Source organism: Agarivorans sp. DSG3-1, assembly GCF_046774965.1.
Taxonomy (GTDB): domain Bacteria; phylum Pseudomonadota; class Gammaproteobacteria; order Enterobacterales; family Celerinatantimonadaceae; genus Agarivorans.
Genome location: NZ_CP177241.1, coordinates 1,761,369 through 1,786,882, shown reverse-complemented (window position 1 = coordinate 1,786,882; position 25,514 = coordinate 1,761,369). Strand labels below are relative to the sequence as shown.

Sequence of the window (25,514 nt, the reverse complement as noted above, 5' to 3'; positions counted from 1 at the left end):
TGTGTTAGTCCTTAAAGTCAGCACCTTGCTAATAGTTTTAGCTATTGGCGATGGTTACGCCTTCGTGGGCAATTTCGATGGTTTCTATCGCCACTTCGTTACCGTCTGACTTTAAGTCGGTGCCTGTAATTTTGGTTGGCCAAGCATTTTCTAGGGTCCACACCATGGTGGGGGCCCCTGTTTCATCCAACAAGCTAATGGTTATTGGCACCCGTTTAATGGTGTTCATTTTTATTTGGCTAAACCAATCCCAGAATTTGTTATCCGATTTGTAGACACCTTTTTTCATGGTGACATTGCCGGATTTTTGAATACCGGGCATTTTTACCGTAGAAAACTTTTTGCTATCACCTGCACGATATTCAATAACCTGAGCTTCGACATCTAAGCCAGATACTTCTTGAAACGCCATTACTTCTGAATCCCATTTAACTTGGAAGTAAAATTTTGAGATTGGCCATACTGTTTGCGACTGTGCGCTACCGTCATCTGCCATGATTTATTCTCCTAAATTAGTTAATACTTAACGCTAGCGTTATGATTTTTGCATTTGCTGTTGGAAAGTAATTTCAATAAATTCTGCTGGGCGAGTAATGGCGACTAGTACGGTAATCTTTAGAATCCCTTCTAAGATATCTTCTCCAGTCATGGTTTCACCTAAACCAACATGTACGCTAAAGGCATCAGCAGGCACAGCACCGGCTAAACCGCCTCGCTTCCAAATGCCAGTTAAAAAGTTTGAGATCATGCTTTTAATAGTGACCCAAGTTTGCGCATCGTTTGGCTCAAATACATAGGCTTTAGCCGCCAGTTTTACTGATTGCTCTAGCATTATCATGGTGCGACGTACGTTAACGTAACGCCAATCTAGGCTGTTACCATCTAAAGTACGAGCCCCCCAAACTAAGGTGCCTTCGCCAATAAATGAGCGAATAGCGTTAATTGACTTACCATTTACGTCTACGTTTAGACTTTCTTGTTCTTCGTCGGAAATTTCGAAAGCTGGCGATGTGACACCAAGTACACCAATGTTTGCTGGGGCTTTCCATACACCACGAGCGTTATCTGTCATGGTATATAAACCAGCCATCGCACCTGACGGTGGAATTAAATTAAGCTGGCTACAAATTTCTTTAATTAATGCAGGATAGGTAATACACGACGCTCGTAGCGCTTTGTCAATATCCACCGGCGTTGGGTCTTCTTCAGCGGTTTCTGTCGCCGTCAGCCCAGCGAGCATTTTACCAATGTCAGACGTGGCATCAGGCGTGCCGAGCTCGTCATTTAAGGATGCTTGTAATGCGGTTTTACCCTCATCATTTAAATAATTAAAGTTAACGTCTGAATCACTAAACAAGGTGCTATTAACCCATGGGAAATAGGCTGCGCCAAAATCACCTATTTCCTTATTTGGCACACCTGCCCTAAACGCTGCAACGCTGTCTTCTTTATCTTGAAAGCCGTTATGTACATCAAGCAATGCAAAGCGGTTACGCATTTTACTGCCACAATGCATCAACATTTGTTGCTGAACGGTGTAACAGTCGGCAGCTGCTAAGCTTACAGCATCGGGAACAACCACCATGGTGGGCTCTTGCTCTTTAACCAAAGTTTTAATCCCAGCTAACATCCCGTCTTTAGCTAAATCGGCAGCGTAATCACCTACCGATACAACGTAACAAGGGCCACCACCATTTAAGAAAAACATTTGCATGCTGTGGTATAAACGGTATTTTTTACCACTAGCCTCCACTGTGAAATGTTTTTCGCCCAAAGACATATCAGCACTTACAGCGTCTGCTGCTACGGCAAAGCCAAATTGTAAATTGGGACTTAAGCCGAAAATATTATGAAACTCGGCCATTGAGGTAACGCGAATTGGTTTGTTTAATACCGACTTATTATTTTTACTTGCGGTTTGGGTATAGCCGATAAATGCAGGTACCGCTGTTGCCACTTCCACTACAGAATTTGGAAACGCATTTTTTTCGACAATATACACACCGGGAGTTTTCATGTTTCCCATGTCATTTTCCTTTTTATAGATCCACTATTATTTCCGAGGCTTTTGTCTTTTTTTCTGCATCAAGGTAGATGTAGCAATTTGAGGCAGGTACTGCAGGTAAGCGGTTCATTACTACTTGCTGAAAGCGCGAACCATTTTCTTTTAATTGAAACTTGTGCGGCCAAGGTCGCTGCATAGCAACCGTCTGTTTAGATAAAAACACGACGGAATTACGTTGAGCAATTTGCTCGTCTGCAACTTGAGCAAATTCAATTTCGCCATGGCTGTCGTTAATCTCTAGGTGTTGATATTGCTCAGCGCCAAATATCAAATACTTTAGCTGGCAAGCAATGCTAGCAAAGCAAACTCTATAATCACTTAATTGACCTTGTACATCGGCAATGAGCTTAGCTAAATCAAAATGAATAATGACGTCAGGAGTGCGACTTAAACGAGGCAAACAGTGCTCACCAATTAGCTTACGTACTTCAGTCACGCTAATCAGCTCTGCTGAACTGGCCCTATCACCAATATGTAGCTGACGGTGCTGTTGACTAGTCTGTAAGTTATTCAGCCACAAACAGTTTTCGCCAGGCTTAAGACTTAGTTCGCTGTAGTTTAAAAAGTTAGGGTCGTTCAAATAGGCATATATAAGCAAATCAGCATCGTTTACCTGTTTAGGCTTAGCACTTTCTTCAATCAGCATGGGCAATACTTCTAAGCCATGATCATTAACCAATAGCTCAAAGCCACCCGCTAGGGGTTTAAACAATAGTTGGCAGTTATCTGCTGTAACTCGACTCATCGCCGACAGCTCGAAGTCTAAACCGGTAAAAAGCTTATCCTGCTGATATTGGTGTTCGCAGCTTAGTGATAACAATCGAGAGTATGTAAGACTCATAATCCTCCCACATCGCTAGCTGGAGTAGTGGCAGGGCGCAGGCGCCCGCTAATATGGCTTGCATCTAACGGTATCGCACGCACTTTGTAGAAAATAGAGGGTTGGCAGTGTTTGCCCAACAAACTCCAAACATGGCTTTGTTCCGACAAGTTTAAGTTTTCTATTTCCCACACTAATTTGTCTATATTGTTGGGTAAGGCTGGACAGTTACTACGATCAAACACCGATTGATGATGATAAAATTCAGCACATTCCGATAACAAGCGCAAACCGTGTTGATAACGTTCATTTTCAAAGTTAGCCGCTAGTAATACATACAAGTTCAAATGCAAAGCTTGCTTAGAATAAGCTTGAGCACCTGACAACACTCCTTGCTTCGAGTTTACGTAGGCGGGATCCTTTTCAATGCTCACTAAGCTAAGCACCATTTTATTGGTGCAGCTCGATTGTGCCTTGCCTGCGACATCTTGAACGTTTGACAACACAGCCATGTCTTCATCCAACTCAAAGCGGCGTGCTAAATGTTCATTAAGCAATGTTGTTGTTAAGTTTAAGGCTTCGCCTATCAACTTGAATTCCCTTCCAATGAAACCTATCCATTACGTTTGATAGAAACCAGCTAAGCATGCATTCCATCGCAAGCTCTTTATCTACGGATTCAACCACCAAACGACCAACAAAAAATTAACAAAAATATTTATAACAAAGCTTAGACACAAAAAAACAAAAACAAAAAATAAATTTAATATAATTATTTATTACAATAAGAATGCTATAGATAAATTTGAAACTAGTGATTAGGTATCGACATGCACTAGATAGTGTCAGGCGTGGGTATAGTATCGGCCAGAATTAGCAGCTCAGATTATGCGGCGCTCACCCCTTACGTAGTGAAGGTGACCAAGGATCCGAGGAGTATTCAACAAATGTACTGATATCTAGGCGAGTAAATTGAAGATAATTTGAAAGATCAGCTAACAGATCTAAGACGGAGGTAACAGATGCAGTCATTACTAATTTGGAATGCCTTAACCTTGAGAGCAAACTACTGATTTATAATCAATATTGAAAAGTAATACTCAAACGTAAAGTCTCGATAATATCTAGATTTTGAATCACAACGGGAATCGAAAACGTCTCTCCAACAATTATCAAATAAAAGTGAAACCCCAACAAACCCCAAGCTCTAGGAATTGGGCTTTAGCCAATAATTAGCCGCCGTTTTACTATTGAGCAGCTGCTGACAGAGCTTTTTCAAACGCAGTGGTCGTAACGGTTTACTCAAGTATGCGAAACCTTGGGCACGTACTCTGTCGATGAGATCAGTTTGTCTGTCAGCGCTAATCACTATGCCATGACACGATAAGCCGCGTTCGTGAATGAGTCTTTGCAGAGCTTCTAATCCGGTTTTGTCAAAATCAAGGTGGTAATCGCTGAGTATTAGCTCCGGCACCCAACCGCCGTCTATCACTTCTTCTGCTACGTCAGCATCTTCACAGCAAATCACTTCGTAGCCCCAGCGACTTAGTAAACTCTCCATTCCCACTAATATGTCTGGTTCATTATCAATACACAGTACTCGCGCGCCTTGAGTGGTGGTAATTGCATCACCTTCTGGCTTCACTTGCTTATGCACGTTTAATGCTTCAACTACTGGCACAGTGATATAAAATACCGAGCCTTTACCGGGTACCGATTCCACGCCAATCGGTATCTCGAGCAATTCGGCAAAACCTTGAGCAATGGCTAAACCTAAACCCAAGCCTTCTTCTCGGGCTCTGCCAGATTTTTGTAGCTGCTGAAACTCTTCAAATATTTGCTGCTGTTTACTTTTTTCAATACCCGGTCCGTTGTCCCATACCTCTAAACGCAGGCTGTTACCTTTACGCCGCCCGCCCAACAGTACTTTGCCATTGGGGTTATAACGCAAGGCATTGGTTAAAAAGTTCTGCAATATTCGACGCAATAATTTGCTGTCACTGCGCACGGTTAACTTGCTAGCCTGCAACTTAAGCGCAACACCTTGCTGTTGAGCCAGAGGTATAAACTCTGCATGAATATGATCCAGTAAATGGCCAATTTCGAACTGCTCGGTACTCACCACTACTCGGCCAGATTCCAAGCGCGAAATATCCAGCAAATCACTGATGATTTCTTCGGCAGAATATAAGGATTTATCAATGCTGGCGGCTAAAAACTTCGCCTCTTTTTCTAACTCGGCTTCCAACAGTGAACCGGTAAACAATTTGGCTGCATTAAGCGGTTGCATTAAATCGTGGCTAACGGCCGCCAAAAAACGGGTTTTAGATTGGTTAGCTTGCTCGGCAGAGCTGGTGGCATGTACTAGCTGCTGGTTAATTGATGAAAGCTGCTGAGTACGCTGTGTCACTCGAGCTTCTAGAATTTCGTTGGCCTGTTTAAGCATATCTTCGGCTTGGCGGAAGGTAGTAATGTCACTAAATGTCATTACGTAGCCGCCGTTTGGCATGGGATTACCTTGCACTTGAATCACCCGGCCGTCTCGGCGGATCCGCGATGATGTGTGGCTATTGCCACGACGTAAATGCTCCACCCGCCGCTCTACATGCTCTTCAATATCACCCGGGCCACATAAACCGTTTACGGCATTATGGCGGATCAAATCTTCTATCGGCCGGCCGACTGAGATCATGCCGTTTGGGAAGTCGAAGAGCTCGGTATAGCGACGATTCCACGAAACTAGTTTGAGCTCTTGATCAACAATAGCAATGCCTTGATCAATGTGTTCAATCGCACCTTGCAATAAGTGTTTATTAAACTGTAAAAGTTCTGAGGCTTCTTCGGCGATAGAAGCAAACTCTTCTAGCTGAACTTGCTTACCTTGCAAGGCTGAGCCTAATACTAAACGCGCCGACGAAGAGCCAAATACACCGCCTAACATACGCTCGGTTTCGGCAATTAATTCTACCGGAGCTTGCTGGTTTGGGCTTAACTCTACACCGCGTGAGGTGGCATATTTACCAAAGGCATCACTGATACGTTGGGTGCCCAAAAAGCGCGACGCCAGCATATGTAACTCTTCTACGCTCACTTTCGATTGATAGAGCGCGCCAGCGTCATCGCTCTTACCCGATTGGCCAACAAAATTACTGGCTTGCAGCCACTCTGATACCGCTGGGCTAGATAGCTTAGAAATTAAAATGTAGGCCGACAAGTTTCCTAACAAACTCAGTAATATGCCCCAATTTTGATTAGAAATAAGTGCATGGCCCTGTAACTGTGGCGCGCTTAGCCAATCGGCAATCCACTGATTAAATATAAGTGGATTCAAACTATCGGTCATATTTAACAGGTTGAGCAACCACAGACTCATACCCACCAACAAACCGGCATACACACCAGTTCGATTACCTTCGCGCCAGTACAAACCAAATATTAAAGGAATAGCCAGTTGGGCAATGGCGGCAAAAGACAAAAAGCCAATATCGGCAAGATTGCTAATCTCACCCAGCATCAAGAAGGTGCCCCAGGCCAGCAGCAAAATGACTAAAATGGTGGTTCGACGCACGTTTAGCAGTAATTCACTAAATTGGGCAAAGTTACGACGGCTTAAGCCGCCTTGTTTAAGCAGTAGAGGCAGCACTAAATCGTTGCTCACCATAATGGCCAAAGCAATGGTAGACACCACCACCATGCCGCTTGCGGCTGAGGTACCACCTAAAAAGGCCACCATACCCAATATGTTTTGGCCGGCCGCTAATGGCAGGCTAATCACGTAGTTGTCGGCAGGGGTATTGCTCGGTAACAAGTAGTCACCCGCAAAGGCGATAGGCAATACAAAAATAGCTAACAGCACTAAATAAGTTGGGAATAACCAGCGAGCAGTTTTTAAATCATTAACTTGGTTGTTTTCAACCACTGTCACGTGAAATTGGCGGGGTAAACAAATCACCGCCGACATAGCCAGCAAGGTTGCCACAATTAAATCGCTAACATCGGCAAAGCTAATCTCTTGCCACTTAAGACTGAATGACTCACCCACAGCCTGCTGAGCATCGAGCGGTAAGTCCCAGAGTATCGATACAGCCAGCAAGCCAACGCACACAAAGGCCACCAGCTTTACTAGTGATTCGAACGCTATCGCCACAATTACCCCGCGATGGTGCTCGGTGGCATCAATATGACGAGTGCCAAATAACATGGTAAATATCGCCAAGGCAATACTCACAAATAAGGCGATTTGTGAGCTGCTGCCCTTACCCACCGCTTCGCGCATGGCTTCACCGCCAAACAGATCCAAGCCCATAACAATGGCGCGGAGTTGCAGGGCGATATAAGGCAATACACCAATGATACAAATCAGTGAGATGACCACTGCTAAGGTTTGAGACTTACCGTAACGTGCCGCGATAAAGTCGGCAATGGTTGTGATATGCTCGCGTTTGGCGATCAAAACCACTCGCGCAAGCAGTTTCCAACCAAATATAAATAGCAGCACAGGGCCAAGATAAATGGGAATAAAGGACAGGAAGTTTTCGCTGGCCTGCCCCACCGTGCCGTAAAAGGTCCACGAGGTGCAATACACTGCAATAGAAAAGCTATAAAACGCGGGTTGCCAGCGTAAGCGAGCACTAGAGTTTTGGTCGGTATAGTAGGCAATAACAAACAATAGCCCCAAGTATGCCAAAGACAAGGGAATCACTAACCAACCTTCACTCACTATCTGCATCTAAAATCCGTTTCCTAGACTTTCATTTTCCAAAATGATTTATTACTGATCATCTACCGCAAATTAACGATAGAACCGCCAAACTTCACTCTTCACTCAGCGACATATCAGCATCTAAAATCCATTTCCTCGGCTTTTATTTTCAAAAAAATAAATGCTTATCGCCGTGCGTTAGAGATTAAAAGACCCGCCCAGTCTCATAAGTCACTTTGAGTAAGCATCTGCATTCTGTTCTAGTGCTCATTTAGCCCACTTTACTCTGTTAAACCCGTGTTGTGCGCACGTTTAGACTAAAGTCGCCTTGGTTACGTTAGCAAAAAAGAACAAGCTTAACTGTGATTAATTTACCGAACTGCTAGGTGAGGCAATGAGCTCAGACTTTAATTTTCAGCACCCGCCCTTTGATCAGCTTGAGCCTAAGCAGCGTGACCTTGTGTCTAGCAACCTAGATATTCATTATTTTCAAAGCCAGCAAAAAATTGTTACTGCGGGCGCACTCGCAGCAGACTTATTCATTGTAATAAAAGGCCAAGTAGAAGAGCGTGCCGACAATAACGATGAAGTATTTGCCCACTACACCGTAGAAGACTGGTTTGATGTTCGCTCGCAATTTGGCGGCTACGCCAAACACGATTACATCGCCCTAGAAGAAACCCTTTGTTACGCCCTTCCCAGCCAAATATTTCGCCAGCTAGTGAGTGAAAACAGCGACTTTGGTGATTACTTTCAACGAGATTTAGCCACTCGCCATCAATTGGTTGAATCGCGCGAAGGTAACAAAAATCTGGCCGAATTTATTCTTACCACTATTGATGAACGCAATGTGCAGCCCGCAGTTGTGATAGAGGGAGAAACTTCGCTACAACAAGCTACTTTAATTATGCGCGAGCAAAAATTGGAATCACTGCTGGTGAATCACGATGGTTGTTTTGGCATGCTAACCGGTACCGATTTACTGCACGCTGCGGTACTGGTGCAGCAATCTTTAGACACGCCAGTTTGTCAGTTAGCTAACTTTAATTTAATTAGCGTAAACAAAGGTGACTTTCTATTTAACGCCATGCTGCTAATGACTCGCAATAGCATTGAGCGAGTAGTGGTGAAGGATCAGCAGAAGATCATTGGCATACTCGAAATGGCCCACCTGCTTAGCCTGTTCTCTACCCATTCACATGTATTGGCTCTGCGCATTGCCCGCGCCTCTACCATTGAAGAGCTGAGCGAAGCCGCACATACCCTCAATACTTTGGTAGAAAATTTGTGTAACAACGGTATTCGAACCCTGTTTATTATGAAGCTGCTAGCCACCATGAATGAGCAGATTATTAGCCGCGTATTTGAGCTAAGCATTCCCCAGCAACACCACAACCATATTTGTTTAATGGTGATGGGCAGCGAAGGGCGCGGAGAACAGATAGTAAAAACCGATCAAGACAACGGCTTGGTGATAGAAGATGGCTACGACTGGCCAGAGAAACAACAGCAGCTTAATCAGTTTAGCGAATACTTGCTCGAATTAGGCTACCCGCCTTGCCCTGGCAACATAATGGTGAACAACACGCAATGGGTGCAGCAACAAAGTCAATGGAGCCGAACCATTGCTAAATGGATAGAAACAGGCCACGGCGATGCAATGATGAACCTAGCCATTGTGATTGACGCCCACGCCATTGCTGGTAATAAAAGCCTACTGCGGCGTTTGCGAAAAGACTTAATGGCACAAATGGCTAATCGCAGTGTAACCCTAGCGTTTTTTGCCCAGCCGGCCCTTAAGTTCCATACTCCTTTAACCTTGTTTGGCAACATTAAGTCTAAACAAGCGGGTTTAGATATTAAAAAGGGCGGTATTTTCCCCATCGTGCATGGGGTAAGAGCACTCGCCTTAGAGGGCTCGATAGCCCCCACCAATACCCTTGAACGAATCGAACAACTCGCCTTGCTAAAAGTGCTAGACGAAGATACCGCTGCTAACCTTAAAGAAGCTTTACTGTTGTTCTTTAAATTGCGCATTCAGCAACTATTCCCAGTGGATGAGAACCAAGATTATCACGTACTAAAAGTGGACCAACTTAACCATAGCCAACGGGATTTATTGCGCCACGGGTTGCATGTGGTGAAGAAGTTTAAACAGTTATTAGCCCTACACTTTAATATTCGCGATTATTAGGTAGTTCGATGTTGCAACGTTTGCTTTACCAGCGAAAATATCGAGATAGTCCTTTTGCCACGCTGTTTCAGTACTACCGTGGTCCAGAGTTTGTTGCCTTAGATTTAGAAACCACCAGCTTAGATACCAAGCAGGCTGACATTGTTTCTATTGGTGCTGTCATTATTCGCGAGCAGCGCATTTTGTCGAGCCAATGTTTCGATGTAAAAGTGCGCTCCACAGAGAAATTAGCCGCCGATTCAATAAAAATTCACCGCTTACGCCACAGCGATTTAGAGCAAGCGAGTCAGCTAGAAGAAGCACTGCCCAAACTGCTAGATTTTATAGGCCCAAGGCCAATCGTGGGTTACAACATAGCTTACGACCAACGCATTCTTAATCGCTTTTGTCGCCAATTGTATGGCTTTAAGCTGGTCAATCCTTTAATCGATGTTGGCCGCATGTTTGCCGACAAAGTGCATGTAGACCACGTAGGTATTAGCCCCAACTTGGACTTAGTCCATATTTGCCAAACCTTGGGGATCCCCTTGTCTGGACGCCATCAAGCCATCGACGACGCCATTACCGCGGCAATGATTTATCTGCGGCTACAGTTTGGCCCTCGCCCCACTCACGCAATTCCTCAAGCTATCTCCGCATAAGTGCCACTTTTTGTATTAAAAATGACAAAGCATTTCATCGTTATTTCAACAAACTAGCGCTTACTCACAGGCTGAGAAAGTGACCCAATATAGCGCTGGAGAGATCCTCTTCAAGCCGCTAAATTGAGGGCAATTATTATGATGTATGGAACAATTCATGAAAAAAATCGCCCTACTCACCTTACTTTCCGCAGTCCTCTCGGCATGTGCTGTCGCAGAACAACCCAACCAAGATACACATGCACAAACCGGCGCATTAAATCGCAGCGACAAACCGCTGTTTGGGGCAGAGGTTTATAGTAACGACAAAGTCTTATACGGCAAATTTGTTACTCGTATGAAGCTAGTGTCTAGCCCTGGTGTGGTATCGTCATTTTTTACCTACGATAACGAATCTTGGCAAGGCAAAGGGATCCCTTGGAGCGAAATCGACTTTGAAGCCATTGGTAAAACCCCAAACCAATTACAAACTAACTTGATCACTGGCCAAGTGAATAAACGTGTACACAGTGAAAAGAAACACAATGTTCCTCAACTTGAAGAGTTTGTTGAATACACCATCACCTGGACACCCAACGATATTATTTGGCAAGTAGACGGAGAAACCGTTCGCCACGACAGCGGCTCTAAGCAAGTGATTGCGATGCGTGATATACCACAAAGCTACCGAATGAATATTTGGATTTCCGAAGCCATTGGCTGGGTAGGACAATTCCAAGCAAGCAGCTTACCGCTACACCAAGTGGTTGATTGGATGGAATACTACGAATACCAAGACAACGGCGAGTTTTCACTGTCTTGGCGTGATGACTTCAACAACTTTGACGAAAAACGCTGGGGTAAAGGCGACTGGGGTTTTGACTCGAATTTAGTGACGTTCTCGCCAAACAACGCCAACATTGTTAACGGTAAGCTAGTACTAAGCCTTACCGAAGAAGGTATGTCTGCCAACTACAGCGAGTAAGCTATTTCAAACCTCAGCCTAAGCGCTGGGGTTTCTCCCTACCCTTTTCCGCTATAACAACTCTGACCAGAAGCACTAACCATTTAGTGTTCAAGCGCCGTGAGCCGCCTCTCAGTTTGACCTCGCAACAGAAAAAATCACTTTGATTAATAAAGCATTTTACTATTCTTCACAAATAATTAACCAAAAGTCTAATTGTCGACAACCTATGTCGGTGCGAGTCTAGAACCAAATCCGAGACGTCATTGACGATATCCCGCCTCGATAAGAGGAAGCAAGGAGAGGAACATGAGTGAACAGAAGCTGTACCCGGTTAAACCTAACATTGCAGAAAGCTGCCTACTAAACGACCAACAGTACTTAGACATGTACCAAGAGTCTATTACTCAGCCAGACCAATTTTGGGGTAAACACGGTAGTGAGTTACTCGAGTGGATTAAACCGTTTAACAGCGTAAAAAATACCTCTTACGACCCAGGCCATGTCAGCATTAAATGGTTTGAAGATGGCCTGCTAAATGTCAGCGCTAACTGTATCGACCGTCACCTAAAAGAACGAGGTGATGAAGTAGCCATAATTTGGGAAGGCGATAGCCCAGCAGAAGACAGTAAGCTTACTTACAACGAACTGTATGAGCAGGTATGTAAATTTTCTAACGCGCTAAAAGAACAAGGTGTGAAAAAAGGCGAAGTGGTATGTTTGTACATGCCAATGGTGCCAGAAGCCGCCGTTGCCATGTTAGCTTGTACCCGCATTGGCGCAGTGCACTCTATTGTGTTTGGTGGTTTTTCTCCAGAAGCCCTATCGGGCCGAATCATCGACTCAAACTCCAAATACGTGATTACGGCCGATGAAGGGGTACGTGGTGGCCGAGGCGTTCCACTCAAAGCCAACGTAGATCAAGCCTTAGAAAACCCAGATTGTGCCTTTGTTAAAAGTGTCGTAGTGCTTAAACGCACCGGAGGCTCGGTAGACTGGCATGCTGGTCGCGATGTGTGGTGGCATGAAATTACTGAGAATCAAGCCAGTGACTGCGAACCAGAAGCAATGAATGCCGAAGATCCGCTATTTATTTTGTATACCTCGGGCTCAACGGGCAAGCCTAAAGGCGTATTACATACTACTGGCGGTTACTTACTTTACGCTACCATGACCTTTAAATACGTATTTGATTATCACCCTGGCGATATTTACTGGTGTACAGCCGATGTAGGTTGGATTACCGGCCACAGCTATTTGGTGTATGGACCACTGGCCAACGGCGCCACCACTATTTTGTTTGAAGGTGTACCAAATTACCCTACTTCAGCACGCATGAGTGAAGTATGTGACAAACACCAAGTAACAATATTGTACACAGCCCCCACCGCTATTCGCGCGCTAATGGCGCAAGGTGACGCCGCTATCGAAGGTACCAAACGCAGCAGTTTGCGTATTATGGGCTCGGTAGGTGAACCGATTAATCCAGAAGCTTGGGAATGGTATTACCGCACGATTGGTGACGAGCGTTGCCCAATTGTAGATACTTGGTGGCAAACCGAAACAGGTGGCATTTTAATTACTCCACTACCAGGCGCCACCGCCTTAAAACCCGGTTCTGCAACTCGCCCATTTTTTGGTGTGCAACCCGCTTTGGTTGATAACGAGGGCAATGAACTAGAAGGCGCTGCCGAAGGCAACCTGATTATTAAAGACAGTTGGCCAGGACAAATGCGCACCGTTTACGGTGACCATGAACGTTTTGAGCAAACCTACTTTTCTACCTTCCCGGGCACTTACACCACCGGAGATGGCGCACGCCGTGACGAAGATGGGTATTTTTGGATTACCGGCCGTGTAGATGATGTGTTAAACGTAAGTGGCCACCGTATGGGCACCGCTGAAATTGAAAGCGCACTGGTAGCTCACCCTAAGATTTCTGAAGCGGCCGTTGTGGGTGTACCACACGAAATTAAAGGCCAAGGCATTTACGCTTACATCACCCTTATGGCGGGCGAAGAAGCCAGCGCTGAACTTCACAAAGAAGTGAAAGCCTGGGTACGTAAAGAGATTGGCCCCATCGCAACTCCCGATATTTTACACTGGGCAGAAGCGCTACCAAAAACCCGTTCAGGCAAGATTATGCGCCGTATTTTGCGTAAAATTGCCACCAATGAAACGGACTCATTGGGCGATACCTCAACCCTTGCCGATCCGTCGGTAGTCGATAAGCTAATAGAAGAAAAATCTAACGCAGCCTAAGCGCTGATTAAAAAAGCCGCTAAGTTAGCGGCTTTTTTGTGTATGCTGATTAAGAACTGTCCAGCTAGCGAATTTAGATCAAAATATTAAGCAAGCTGTGCCGATACACTACTGTGAACTAGACCGATGCAGAAATTAACTTCATTACAAGGAACATTATGAAGATGATTCGAATATTAAGCTGTTTATGGCTTTGCAGTATTTTCAGCATTACCGGGGCTCAGGCGACGGAACGCGCAGATACAGCTTGGCAAAATGTACTTAAACAACAAGCCCTATTGATTGATGTACGCACCGAAGGAGAGTTTTCCCAAGGTCATATTGAGCAGGCTTATAACATTCCACATACCGCAATTGCAGAGCAAATTGCTTCAGTGACTAAAGATAAGAGCCAGCCAATCGTTGTATATTGCCGCTCAGGAAACCGCTCTGGTTACGCCTTGCAGGTATTGCAAGCAATGGGTTATCAGCAAGTGGTAAATGGTGGTGGGCTAAATGAGATGCTAGCCTCTCAGCCTAAATAACCAAGATAAAAACTAAAACGCCGCCGCTTGAGTCTCAAGCGGCGGCGTTTTCTTTTAAGTGTGTAATGATTAAAACAGGGTCACTTAGCAATGAACGCAGGGTTTGCTATAGCTAAGTCTTGTTTATCATCTTCTTCACTAGGCTTTGGTGTACGCTTGGCCAGCAAGTAATAAAACAGTGGTGTGAGTAACAGTCCAAATACCGTCACGCCAATCATACCTGCAAATACCGCGACCCCCATGGCTTGACGCATTTCGGCGCCTTCTCCAGTAGAAAACACCATCGGTACCACTCCCATAATGAAGGCAATTGAGGTCATTAAAATCGGACGCAAACGTAAGCGAGAGGCTTCTAATACGGCTTCTATCACGGTGCGACCTTGGTCTTGCAGCTCTTTGGCAAACTCAACGATCAAAATGGCATTTTTGGTCGCGAGGCCAACCAGTACAATCAACCCAATTTGGGTGAAGATGTTGTTATCCCCGCCCCACAGCAATACTCCGCTAATCGCCGATAACAAGGTCATTGGAATGATCAGAATAATCGCCATTGGCAAACGTAAGCTCTCGTATTGTGCCGCTAACACCATAAACACCAAGATAATCACCAGCGGATAAATCAACATGGCAGTATCACCCGACAGCTTCTGTTGGTAAGTTAGCTCGGTCCATTCGTAAGTCATGCCTATTGGCAAAGTTTCCGCCAATATTTGCTCGATAGCCGCTTGCGCTTCACCACTACTGTAACCCGGCGCTGGGCCGCCGTTAATTTCAGCTGTGGTATAGCCGTTGTAGTGCATCACCCGGTCTGGGCCTGCTACATAATCCACATCAACAAATGAGCCCAGCGGTACCATAGCACCATCAATATTGCGTACTTTAAGCTGACTAATTTGCTCTGGCGATTGCCTAAACGATTCGTCGGCTTGCACGTTTACCTGATAGGTACGGCCAAACTTATTGAAGTCATTCACGTAGGTGGACCCCATATACGCTTGCAAGGTAGAGAAGACTTCGTCTACTGATACACCCTGCTGCATGGCTTTAGTTCGGTCTAAATCCAAGTCCAACTGCGGTACGTTCACTTGATAACTCGAGAATACTCCTGCTAATGCAGGTGTGCCCCAGGCTCTTTGCATCACTTGCATAGTGACATTAGCCAGCTCTTCATAACCGTGGTTAGCTCTATCTTGAATTTGTAACCTAAAGCCGCCAATAGTGCCTAACCCCTGCACTGGTGGCGGTGGGAATATCGCAATAAAGGCTTCTTGAATACCGGCAAATTGTTGATTGAGCGCACCAGCAATGGCATTAGCCGACAAATTTGGATCTTTACGTTGATCAAAATCGGCCAAGGGCGTGAATAAAATCGCGCTATTGGGGCTATTAGTAAAACCATTAATGCTCAGGCCAGGAAAGGCGACGGCATGCTCAACACCCGGTTGCGCTAGGGCGATTTCCGACATTTGTTTCACTACCGCTTCGGTACGTTCTAGCGAAGCCGCATCTGGCAACTGAGCAAAGGCCACTAAGTATTGTTTGTCTTGCCCCGGCACGTAACCGGTTGGCGTAGTATCAAACTGATAAGCAGTTAAACCTAACAAGCCTACGTAAATAATACCGACCAAGGCTGATAAACGAATGGTCTTTTTGATGATACTGCCATAAGCATTAGCGCCTTTATCAAACACGCGGTTAAATGGCGCAAAGATAAATCGACCAAACAAACTATCCATAATACGGGTTAGGCGATCTTTAGGCTGATCGTGGCCTTTTAACAATAACGCTGACAACGCCGGGCTCAGAGTTAATGAATTAATCGCAGAAATAAAGGTTGAGATGGTAATGGTTAAGGCGAACTGCTTATAAAACTGTCCGGTTAATCCCGACATAAACGCGGTAGGAATAAACACCGCAGCCAACACTAAAGTAGTGGCAACAATTGGACCCGTCACTTCTTTCATCGCTTGTTGAGTCGCAGCCACCGGGCTTAAGCCTTCGGCAATATTCCGCTCAACGTTTTCGACCACCACAATGGCGTCATCCACCACAATACCAATCGCCAGCACTAAGCCAAACAACGACAAAGCATTGAGCGAAAAACCCATTAGGTGCATAAAGGCAAAGGTACCTACCAAGGAAACAGGTACCGCCACTAACGGAATAATAGACGCACGCCAAGTTTGCAAAAATAACACCACCACTAGCACCACAAGTAGTACTGCTTCAAACAAGGTTTTGACTACTGCCTCTATCGAGCCGCGCACAAATACCGTGGGATCGTATACCGTGTCGTAGCTCAAGCCTTGTGGGAAACTCTTTTTCAGCTCAGCCATGCGAGCGCGTACGTCTTCAGATATTTGAATCGCGTTCGAGCCAGAAGCTTGGAATACCCCAATCGCAATGGCGTCTTTATTATCTAACAACGAACGTAAGGCGTAGCTGCTTGCGCCAAGCTCAACTCGGGCAACATCTCTAAGCCGACTCACTTCACCGTTATCACCGACTTTGATGATGATATCTTCAAATTCTTCGGTGGTATTTAAACGGCCTTTTACATTAATCAGGATCTGAAAATCAGATTCACCGCTAGGCTGAGCCCCCAAACTGCCGGCAGCTGCCTGTTGGTTTTGCTCACGAATAGAAGCGATAATTTGATTAGGGTTAAGCCCCAGCGAAGCCACTTTATTAGGGTCTAACCAAATACGTAGGCTGTAGTCGCCAGCGCCAAACAAACGCACCGCGCCTACCCCTTCAATACGGGCCAGTTCATCTTTTACGTTAAGCGCCGCATAGTTAGATAAGTACAATAAGTCGTAGCGATCTTCAGGCGAACTTAAGTGAACCACCATGGTTAAATCGGGTGACGATTTTTCGGTCACAACACCTAAGCGCTGTACTTCCAAAGGCAAACGCGGCGTCGCCCGGTCGACCCGGCTTTGCACTTGGCTTTGTGCTTGATCTACATCGGTGCCAATGGCAAAAGTCACTGTCAGAGTCATACGGCCATCAGAGGTCGCCTGCGAAGACATATACAACATATCTTCTACGCCGTTAATTTCCTGTTCCAGCGGCGAAGCCACGGTTTCGGCAATCACTTTTGGGTTGGCGCCTGGGTAATTTGCAGTCACAACTACGGTAGGCGGCACCACTTCGGGGTATTCGGTAATAGGCAATTGCCACACTGCAATTGCTCCACCAATAAACATTAGCAAGGAGATAACTGCGGCGAAGATCGGCCGTTTAATGAAAAACTGAGAAAACATAAGCTAACTTATCCTTGTTGAACTGATAACTTGGCATTAAGACTTAACTGTTGATGCTGCTGTTCTAACAAACGTTGAGACTGACGAAGCTCCGATATGACTTCGTCACTGGCCATGCTGGCAGGTACCGGGGTAACTTGCATTTGTGGGCGCACTCGCTGAATGCCGTTAACCACAATCCGCTCTGAACCAGACAAACCCTGCGACACAATTCGCAAGCCATTGATTTGCTCACCTAATACCACGGGGCGGTATTGCACTTGGTCATTGTCGTCTAATACCAGAACAAACTTGTTATTGAGGTCAGTGCCTACCGCTTTGTTGTCAATCAACACTGCTTGGTAACGGCTACTGCCAGCAATTTGCAAACGAGCAAACATACCAGGGCGTAATTCGCCAGTTTGATTGTTAAAGCGAGCACGTAAGCGAATGGTGCCAGTTGCACCAGTTAAGGCGTTATCAATAAAATCAATCTTACCCAAGTGTTTAAATACACTGTCATCGGCCAAGGCCATTTGCACAGCGGCAATCGAATCTTGACTGTCAGACAATGGAATCACATTGTTCAGCTCTTGGTATTTAAGAAAGCTTTGTTCATCCACGTCAAAATAAGCATACATATGCTGGATAGATACAATCCGGGTTAACTGACTTGACCCTAGGTTTACGTAGTTACCTTCGGTGATCAGCGCATTAGAGACCCGACCGGCGATGGGAGCGCGTACTTCGGTAAAATCTAAATCAAGGCGAGCGCGAGATAAGGCCGCGGTGATTGAAGCTACTGCCGCTGCACCTTGCTCCCTTGCAGAGAAGCGACTATCTAAGATTTCGTCTGAGATAGCATTTTTCTTATTCAAAGCTTGGGCCCGTTTATAGCCTTTTTTCGCCAAATCTAAGCTACTTTTAGCGCTCACTAATTCGGCTTCTAAACGCTCAACTTCAGCAGCAAAAATACGATTATCTATTTTAAATAGCACTTCGCCCTTTGTTACTACACTGCCCTCATTAAACAACACTTGGTCGATATAGCCCGATACACGCGGTACCACCATTACGGTTTGCGGAGCTTGTAAGCGACCGGTGTAAAAATCTGTTTCGGTAATTTGTTCTAGCAGAACCTCTGCAACATCTACACTGGGAGGTGGAGGGGTTTGCTGAGTAGCCGCTTCGGGTTTACCGCAGCCAATTAACGATATGCTTAATGCACTTATTGCGATGATTTTTGTTAAATCAAAAACTGAAGCCATCTCTGATCCCTCAAGTGATGAATAATTGATAATTACTAGATGTTTTGTACTGCTTGGTATATTAGTTCTGAAACATGATCAAGATCAAGAACTTTTTGTACCGCTCGGTATGCATTTATCTAGACAGGGCTATTTGGCTTAGCTATGATCAGCGTAGAAAGTAAACCAAGGTTACAAAATGTCTCCCAAATGTTGTTCTCATATCGGTCGCCCACGTAGTTTTGATGCAGAAGATGCATTAGAAAAAGCGCTAGAGGTGTTTTGGCAAAAAGGTTACGAAGGCGCCTCACTCAATGAGCTCACCCAAGCAATGGGCATTAATAAACCCAGTATGTACGCTGCATTTGGCAATAAAGAACAACTATTTCTGCAAGCGATAGAACTCTACGAAAAACGTCCCCAAGCCTTTTTTTACCCCGCTCTGGAGCAACCGACCATTTACGATGTAGTTGATTTTATGTTGAAGGGTGCGGTGGCTAACTTAAGCGACCCAGACCAACCACAAGGTTGTGTGATTGTGCAAGGAGCCTTATCTTGCAGCGAGTCGGCCAGAACCATTAAAGAAGCCCTTAAAGCTCGCCGAGCCGAAGGCAGTATTGCCCTTCAACAACGCTTCGAACGCGCCCAACAAGAGCAAGATTTAGCCCCAGATGCTGACCCAGAAGCGCTAGCCCATTATCTTGCCACCGTTCTACAAGGTTTAAATGTGCATGCCACTAACGGCGCAAGCCAACAACAGTTGCAACAAGTGGCAGAACTTACTTTAGACACTTTTAAGCGAGTGAGCGTGGCCAAATTGGCTGCCAGCTTGCAACGATAATATTTAACGCTAAGCTTGGCTTTGCCTACGATAACGCCCCGGAGAAACCCCAAAGCTTTTCTTAAAGCGATGCGCAAAAGCAAAGCCGTCTTGATAGCCCAGCTGGCTAGCAATAACGTCGATAGACCAGCGGCTTTCGCGTAATAGATAGCTGCCATGCTCTAAGCGTAAACGAGTAAGGTATTGCTTAGGGCTACATTTAAACTCTTGTTGAAATAAGCGATAACAATGCGCTTCAGATACTGATAAACGCTGGGCCATCTCGCTCACAGTCCACGGATAGTGCAATGAAGAGCGCAATTGCTGCTCCAAATTATGTAACGGACTAGGCTCTTGGTTCTTTAAAGGTTTGAGCAGCTGCAATAAATAGCGTTTAAGCAACTGGGTTAACGCTGATTCCACCAGTGGATCGGCCTTGGTTTTTCCTTCTTCATCTAGTAGTAGCTTCAAACACTTATCAATATTTTGGCTGGAATTAATCTTCATTACCTTGGCTTTTTTAGGGAAACGATACCAAGAAATATCAGCCGAAAACTGAAACCAATTATGCCGCCAAAAATGACTCGCCAAGCTAAACGAATAATCGGTTCCTGCGGGCAGAATAACCACTTCATTGGGTCCTAAGCGTTGTCGTCCTTCTGGCGTATGCAAACTACCAACACCAGCCATAGAAATTAAAATTGAGTGTTCTTGCGGGGCTCGCCGACTAACGAAGTACTCGCCTCGAATATAAGATACCCCCGCTAAATTAACTTGAAGCTTAGCCAGCTCAGAAAAACGCTCGGTGGTTAAAAAACGCTCAACGCAGGCGGAGCCTATATCAAACTTGTCTTGCCAATGCCGCTCATTCATAAATGATAGTTTTGAACATATTTTAGATAGCTTCAATTATGTGGAAGTTCTTTTATATAAGATAGTATCGCGCCCATAATTTCTGGCTACCGTTTTCAAGCGGATAGCTTTTATCTGATGCAAGTCACGTTTTGAGGTTGTTATGCAAGCATCTCCTATTACATTGAATCGCTCATGGCTAGAGCAGTTCTGGCGCCTAGCTTGGCCAATATCTTTACAAGCAGTACTGCTAAGCCTGTTAGGCCTAGTGGATGTGCTTATGGTTGCTACTTTAGGTGATGCCGAAGTGGCAGCAGTAGGTTACGCTGGTCGTGCGTTTTTTGTGGCAATTGTCATCTTGAATGGCTTTTCTACTGCTTGCGCTATTTTAAGTGCTCAGCACTGGGGAACTAAGAACTGGAACGCCATTGGCCGTACTGTGGCACTGTCGTTTTACGCAGGGCTTATTTTTACCCTTACTACCTTGGCATTTATGATCTTCAGCCCAAGCACCATTATGCAATGGGGCAGCAGCGACGTACATTTGGTTGCCATTGGCAGTGACTACATTCGCGCCACCGCGTTGATGATCTTATTCACCCTCCCCGTGATTGTAATTGAGTCTGCCTTGCGTGCTAGCGGCAATACCAAACTCCCGCTGTACATTAGTATTTTTGCGGTAGTCGCTAATATTCTATTAAACCAAGTGCTTATTTTTGGCTTTGGACCCATCCCTGCAATGGGCATTGTTGGCGCAGGCGTAGCAACAGTGATTGCCCGCTTGTTGCAGCTTGTCGTTTTGGTTACCAGTTTATGGTGGCAATCGCACCCACTACTAAAAGTATCAATGATTGGTTTTTGGCAATTTAGCCGCGCAGAAGTAAACAAATACGCCAAGCTGGCACTACCTTTAGTGATCAACTTTAGCATTTGGTCTAGCGGTGTATTTGTATTTGCCACCTTATATGGTCAGCTAGGCACCAATGCCTTAGCAGCAATGAGCTTGATCAGCCCTATTGAAGGCATGGCTATATCTTGTTTCATGGGCTTTTCTGCTGCTTGTTCCATTATGGTGGGTAATAAACTAGGCGCGAACCAGTTTAACCAAGCTTGGGTAGATGCTCGTTTAGCCTTACTGGTTAGCCCAATTGCCGCTATCGCTATTGGTGTTGCAGTGTGGCTATTAAGCTACCCTTTATTGAACTTGTTTGGCGCGCTAGAGTCTGAAACCTTGGAGCTAGCACAACAATTGGTGCTAATTTTGGCCGCCTCTACCTGGTTACGCATCTTCAACATGGTGCTAATTAACGGTATTTTACGTAGTGGTGGTGATAATGGTTTTTGCTTAATGTCGGATACCTTCTGCCAATGGGGAGTGGGTTTAATGCTAACGTCTATCGCAATCTTTGTGTTTGATGTGAGCTTAATTACTGCCTTCTGTATTGCCCTAAGCGAAGAAGTATTTAAGGCTATGTTGTGCTTTTGGCGAATGAACCAAAAGAAATGGCTACGTAACCTAACAACAGAGCCTCTCGCCGAAACGAACTGATTAGACCAGAAAAATGCTGCCATTTTCTGCGAAAACACTATAATTACCGAAAATGTCGATGACTTAGCACATTTACCATTGATAAATGTGCTAATCTTCAGAAATCGACACGTTCTATAATTTAAGCTGGCTTTTCAACGAAAATGACTAATAAATTCTCTATTTTGTTACTCAATGGTCCAAATCTTAATCTTCTTGGTAAGCGTGAACCCGAGGTTTACGGTCACCAGAGTTTAGACGACATTGTTGAGCAGCTACGCATTCAAGCCCATGACATGGGTGTTAGCCTTCAGGATTTTCAATCCAATATCGAAGGCGAGCTGATTAATCGCATTCATCAAGCCATGGGCGAGATTGACTTCATTATCATCAATCCTGCGGCTTTTACTCATACCAGTGTGGCACTGCGTGATGCTCTGCTAGGTGTGAATATTCCTTTTATAGAAATTCACTTGTCTAACGTGCATGCACGTGAACCCTTCCGCCATCACTCTTACTTAGCAGACAAAGCTGAGGGAGTGATTTGTGGCTTGGGTAGCCAAGGATATCAATTTGCTTTGACTGCAGCCTTAAACAAGCTGCAGCAATAGTTGTTAATTAACCTAATACGATAAAGAGAGCCCTTATGGATATTCGCAAGATTAAAAAATTAATCGAATTAGTTGAAGAATCTGGTGTAGCTGAATTAGAAATCACTGAAGGTGAAGAAGCAGTACGCATTAGCCGTAATTTTAGTGGTGCAGCGCAAGCAGTATACGCCCCAGCACCTATTGCTGCGCCAGCGCCAGTTGCCGCACCTGCTAATGCTCCTGCAGCGCCAGCTGCCAGCGAAGCTGTGGCATCTGGTCACAAAATGCTATCGCCAATGGTAGGTACTTTCTACCGTTCATCTTCACCTGAAGCACAACCGTTTGTACAAGAAGGCCAGCAAGTAAACGTAGGCGATACGTTGTGCATCATTGAAGCAATGAAAATGATGAACCAGATTGATGCTGACAAAGCTGGCATAGTAAAAGCCATCTTAGTTGACGACGGTGAAGCTGTTGAATTTGATGAACCGCTATTCATCATCGAATAAAGAGGCATTTGTATGCTAGATAAAGTAGTTATTGCTAACCGTGGTGAAATTGCCCTGCGGATTTTGCGCGCCTGTAAAGAATTGGGCATTAAAACCGTCGCTGTGCACTCAACAGCCGACCGTGATTTAAAACACGTATTGTTAGCCGATGAATCAATTTGTATTGGTAAGCCTGCAGCATCGGAAAGTTATTTAGACATTCCGCGCATTATTGCTGCCGCTGAAGTCACTGATGCAGTAGCGATCCACCCGGGCTACGGTTTCTTGTCTGAAAACGCTGAATTCTCTGAAATAGTTGAGAAAAGTGGTTTTGTTTTCATCGGCCCTAAAGCTGAAACCATTCGCATGATGGGCGACAAGGTTGAAGCGATTAAAGCCATGAAAAAAGCCGGTGTACCATGTGTACCTGGTTCAGATGGCCCGCTAGGCACCGATGAAAAGCAAAATGCTGCAATCGCTAAACGCATTGGTTACCCAATTATTATTAAAGCAGCTGGCGGCGGCGGTGGTCGCGGTATGCGAGTGGTTCACAAAGAAGAAGAACTACATACTTCTGTTGATTTAACCCGTACTGAAGCTGGTTCGTTCTTTGGTAACGATATTGTTTACATGGAGAAGTACTTAGAAAATCCACGTCACGTGGAAGTTCAAGTATTGTCTGATGGCCAAGGCGGAGCGATTCACCTAGGTGAGCGTGATTGTTCTATGCAACGTCGCCACCAAAAAGTGGTAGAAGAAGCGCCAGCGCCAGGCATCACTGAAGATATGCGTCGCAATATTGGTGAGCGCTGTACTCGTGCCTGTATTGAAATTAACTACCGTGGTGCTGGTACTTTTGAGTTCTTGTACGAAAACGGTGAGTTCTACTTCATTGAAATGAACACCCGTATTCAGGTTGAGCATCCGGTTACCGAAATGGTGACAGGTATCGACTTAATCAAAGAGCAACTGCGCATTGCTGCTGGCCAACCACTGTCGTTTAGCCAAGATCAAGTGAAGCTAACGGGTCACGCCATTGAGTGTCGAATTAACGCTGAAGATGCGGAAACCTTTATCCCATCTCCAGGCCGCATTAACCGTTTCCACCCGCCAGGTGGTATGGGTATTCGTTGGGATTCACACGTTTATGCTGGCTACTCTGTGCCGCCTTACTACGATTCAATGATTGGTAAGTTGATCACTTACGGTGAAAACCGTGACATTGCGATTGCTCGTATGAAGAACGCATTGTCAGAGCTAGTGATTGACGGCATCAAAACTAACGTGCCGCTTCAGCAAAAAATTATGCAAGACGAAAACTTCCAATTTGGTGGAGCAAACATCCACTACCTTGAGAAAAAACTCGGCATGCAATAAGCAACGAGCTGATACTAAAAAGGCCCTAAGCATGCTTAGGGCCTTTTTTTATTGGCGTAAATCCAAGTGCTTATTTTAAGTCTCGCCACCATGCTTCGGTAGTTTGGTTTTGACCAACTTTGAAAACTTCACCAATTTTTGGTGTCACTAACTCCACACCCGCTTGCTGACTTAGCGCACTAATGCGTTCTAGTGGTTCGTACCACGAATGAAAGGCCAAATCGAAAGTGGCGTTATGTACTGGCATCATGGCTTGACCACGCAAATCGAGATGAGCCTGCAGCGTTTGTTCGGGTGTCATATGCACCGCTGACCAATCTTTATCATAAGCGCCGGTTTCCATCATGGTGAGATCAAAGGGACCAAAGCGCTCGCCAATTTGCTTAAAACCATCAAAGTACCCAGAGTCACCACTAAAGAAGATCCGTTTGTTGGGAGAGTCAATCACATAGGATGCCCACAGGGTTTGGTTTCCATCAAATAATCCACGTCCAGAGAAGTGCTGAGTTGGCGTGGCAGTAATGCTTAGCTCACCAAATTTTGCAGATTGCCACCACCGTAAACGTTGAATACGTTCAGGCTTTACGCCCCAATCAATTAAATGTTGATCAACACCTTCAGGTACTACAAAGTGCTTAACCTTGTCTTTTAATAGGCCAATGCTGTATTTGTCTAAATGATCATAATGGTCATGAGAGATCAATACCCCATCAATGTTATCTAGCTCGTTAAGATTTAGCGGGGGTTGATGAAAGCGCTTTGGCCCAATAAAACTAAACGGCGAAGTACGCTGTGAAAAAACAGGGTCAATTAACCATCGCTGCCCACCCACCAGCATATAAACACTAGAGTGACCGAAACGAATCACACTATCTTGCTCTGAAGGCAAGGCATCGAGTGAAGCGGCAGTTAATGGCAACACTGGAATAGCATTAGTCGGCGTGGCATCTACTCGACGCTCAGTCACGTAACGCCATAAAATTCCCCATGCCGAGCTGTTGGCAGGGCTTGCTTGGCTGTTTTGATACTTGCCATCAAGCTGTGTGGTATTAAATATGCTGTTGTCTGCCGCCAGTGCGGGTGCTATCGAAGTGCTCATTAATCCTCCCAAACAAAAACTCATTACGGTACGTCGAATAGTCAACATCTCTACCTCTACAAATTACACCGAAGAGTTTACATTCAAATCAAACAAAGTAAACCATAAAGTTTACTT

General features: G+C 45.1%; 19 protein-coding genes. 10 read left to right on the top strand and 9 right to left on the bottom strand.

Features of this window, described 5'->3' with window-relative positions:
- Positions 1-37: 37 nt before the first annotated feature.
- The 5 genes from ACLD71_RS08465 to ACLD71_RS08445 all read right to left on the bottom strand — a co-directional run bounded on the left by ACLD71_RS08465 (position 38) and on the right by ACLD71_RS08445 (position 7,614).
- Positions 38-496 (bottom strand): phage tail protein, encoded by a 459-nt coding sequence (locus tag ACLD71_RS08465; protein WP_303553358.1) that lies wholly within the window; start codon positions 494-496, stop codon positions 38-40.
- A gap of 39 nt (positions 497-535) precedes the next feature.
- Entirely contained in the window at positions 536-2,026 is a 1,491-nt protein-coding gene (locus tag ACLD71_RS08460; protein WP_411994171.1) for a phage tail sheath family protein, read from the bottom strand.
- A 13-nt stretch (positions 2,027-2,039) separates the two neighbouring features.
- A complete protein-coding gene (locus tag ACLD71_RS08455) occupies positions 2,040-2,906 on the bottom strand; it encodes a hypothetical protein (RefSeq protein WP_411994169.1) in 867 nt (288 codons plus the stop codon).
- Positions 2,903-3,475, bottom strand: a complete 573-nt coding sequence (locus ACLD71_RS08450; protein WP_411994167.1) for a DUF4255 domain-containing protein — start codon at positions 3,473-3,475, stop codon at positions 2,903-2,905. The genes ACLD71_RS08455 and ACLD71_RS08450 overlap by 4 nt, the downstream gene beginning before the upstream one ends.
- A gap of 617 nt (positions 3,476-4,092) precedes the next feature.
- Entirely contained in the window at positions 4,093-7,614 is a 3,522-nt protein-coding gene (locus ACLD71_RS08445) for a NahK/ErcS family hybrid sensor histidine kinase/response regulator (RefSeq protein ID WP_411994165.1), read from the bottom strand.
- Positions 7,615-7,981: 367 nt separating this feature from the next.
- On the opposite strand from ACLD71_RS08445, the gene ACLD71_RS08440 reads away from it, so the two are divergent.
- The 5 genes from ACLD71_RS08440 to ACLD71_RS08420 all read left to right on the top strand — a co-directional run bounded on the left by ACLD71_RS08440 (position 7,982) and on the right by ACLD71_RS08420 (position 14,151).
- Positions 7,982-9,781 carry a DUF294 nucleotidyltransferase-like domain-containing protein gene (locus ACLD71_RS08440; RefSeq protein ID WP_411994163.1) on the top strand — a complete coding sequence of 600 codons (1,800 nt, stop codon included), beginning with the start codon at positions 7,982-7,984 and terminating at the stop codon, positions 9,779-9,781.
- Between the two features lie 8 nt (positions 9,782-9,789).
- Positions 9,790-10,422 carry a 3'-5' exonuclease gene (locus ACLD71_RS08435; RefSeq protein ID WP_137673839.1) on the top strand — a complete coding sequence of 211 codons (633 nt, stop codon included), beginning with the start codon at positions 9,790-9,792 and terminating at the stop codon, positions 10,420-10,422.
- 157 nt (positions 10,423-10,579) lie between these two features.
- Positions 10,580-11,386, top strand: coding sequence for a family 16 glycosylhydrolase (locus ACLD71_RS08430; RefSeq protein WP_411994161.1), 807 nt, complete (start codon positions 10,580-10,582; stop codon positions 11,384-11,386).
- 288 nt (positions 11,387-11,674) lie between these two features.
- Positions 11,675-13,627, top strand: a complete 1,953-nt coding sequence (gene acs / locus ACLD71_RS08425) for an acetate--CoA ligase (RefSeq protein WP_137673837.1) — start codon at positions 11,675-11,677, stop codon at positions 13,625-13,627.
- A 158-nt stretch (positions 13,628-13,785) separates the two neighbouring features.
- Positions 13,786-14,151 carry a rhodanese-like domain-containing protein gene (locus ACLD71_RS08420; protein WP_174235952.1) on the top strand — a complete coding sequence of 122 codons (366 nt, stop codon included), beginning with the start codon at positions 13,786-13,788 and terminating at the stop codon, positions 14,149-14,151.
- Between the two features lie 80 nt (positions 14,152-14,231).
- Here ACLD71_RS08420 and ACLD71_RS08415 read toward each other — a convergent pair whose 3' ends face one another.
- Together ACLD71_RS08415 and ACLD71_RS08410 are read right to left on the bottom strand one after the other, a co-directional pair.
- A complete protein-coding gene (locus tag ACLD71_RS08415) occupies positions 14,232-17,417 on the bottom strand; it encodes an efflux RND transporter permease subunit (RefSeq protein WP_137673836.1) in 3,186 nt (1,061 codons plus the stop codon).
- 8 nt (positions 17,418-17,425) lie between these two features.
- Positions 17,426-18,664 carry an efflux RND transporter periplasmic adaptor subunit gene (locus tag ACLD71_RS08410; RefSeq protein ID WP_303515790.1) on the bottom strand — a complete coding sequence of 413 codons (1,239 nt, stop codon included), beginning with the start codon at positions 18,662-18,664 and terminating at the stop codon, positions 17,426-17,428.
- A 178-nt stretch (positions 18,665-18,842) separates the two neighbouring features.
- Between ACLD71_RS08410 and ACLD71_RS08405 the strand changes: the two genes are divergently transcribed.
- Positions 18,843-19,484: a TetR/AcrR family transcriptional regulator gene (locus tag ACLD71_RS08405; protein ID WP_411994158.1), complete on the top strand. Its 642-nt coding sequence runs from the start codon at positions 18,843-18,845 to the stop codon at positions 19,482-19,484.
- 9 nt (positions 19,485-19,493) lie between these two features.
- Here the strand turns inward: ACLD71_RS08405 and ACLD71_RS08400 are convergent, their stop codons facing one another.
- Positions 19,494-20,336 (bottom strand): AraC family transcriptional regulator, encoded by an 843-nt coding sequence (locus ACLD71_RS08400; RefSeq protein ID WP_137673833.1) that lies wholly within the window; start codon positions 20,334-20,336, stop codon positions 19,494-19,496.
- Positions 20,337-20,478: 142 nt separating this feature from the next.
- On the opposite strand from ACLD71_RS08400, the gene ACLD71_RS08395 reads away from it, so the two are divergent.
- From ACLD71_RS08395 to accC, 4 genes are all read left to right on the top strand, one after another.
- Entirely contained in the window at positions 20,479-21,864 is a 1,386-nt protein-coding gene (locus tag ACLD71_RS08395; RefSeq protein ID WP_411994156.1) for an MATE family efflux transporter, read from the top strand.
- A 143-nt stretch (positions 21,865-22,007) separates the two neighbouring features.
- On the top strand, positions 22,008-22,454 hold the full coding sequence (aroQ, locus tag ACLD71_RS08390; protein ID WP_137673831.1) for a type II 3-dehydroquinate dehydratase: 447 nt from the start codon (positions 22,008-22,010) through the stop codon (positions 22,452-22,454).
- A gap of 35 nt (positions 22,455-22,489) precedes the next feature.
- A complete protein-coding gene (accB, locus tag ACLD71_RS08385) occupies positions 22,490-22,942 on the top strand; it encodes an acetyl-CoA carboxylase biotin carboxyl carrier protein (protein WP_411994153.1) in 453 nt (150 codons plus the stop codon).
- A gap of 12 nt (positions 22,943-22,954) precedes the next feature.
- Positions 22,955-24,298, top strand: coding sequence for an acetyl-CoA carboxylase biotin carboxylase subunit (gene accC / locus ACLD71_RS08380; protein ID WP_137673829.1), 1,344 nt, complete (start codon positions 22,955-22,957; stop codon positions 24,296-24,298).
- Positions 24,299-24,368: 70 nt separating this feature from the next.
- Here accC and ACLD71_RS08375 read toward each other — a convergent pair whose 3' ends face one another.
- Positions 24,369-25,397, bottom strand: a complete 1,029-nt coding sequence (locus ACLD71_RS08375; protein WP_411994151.1) for an MBL fold metallo-hydrolase — start codon at positions 25,395-25,397, stop codon at positions 24,369-24,371.
- Positions 25,398-25,514 lie beyond the last annotated feature (117 nt).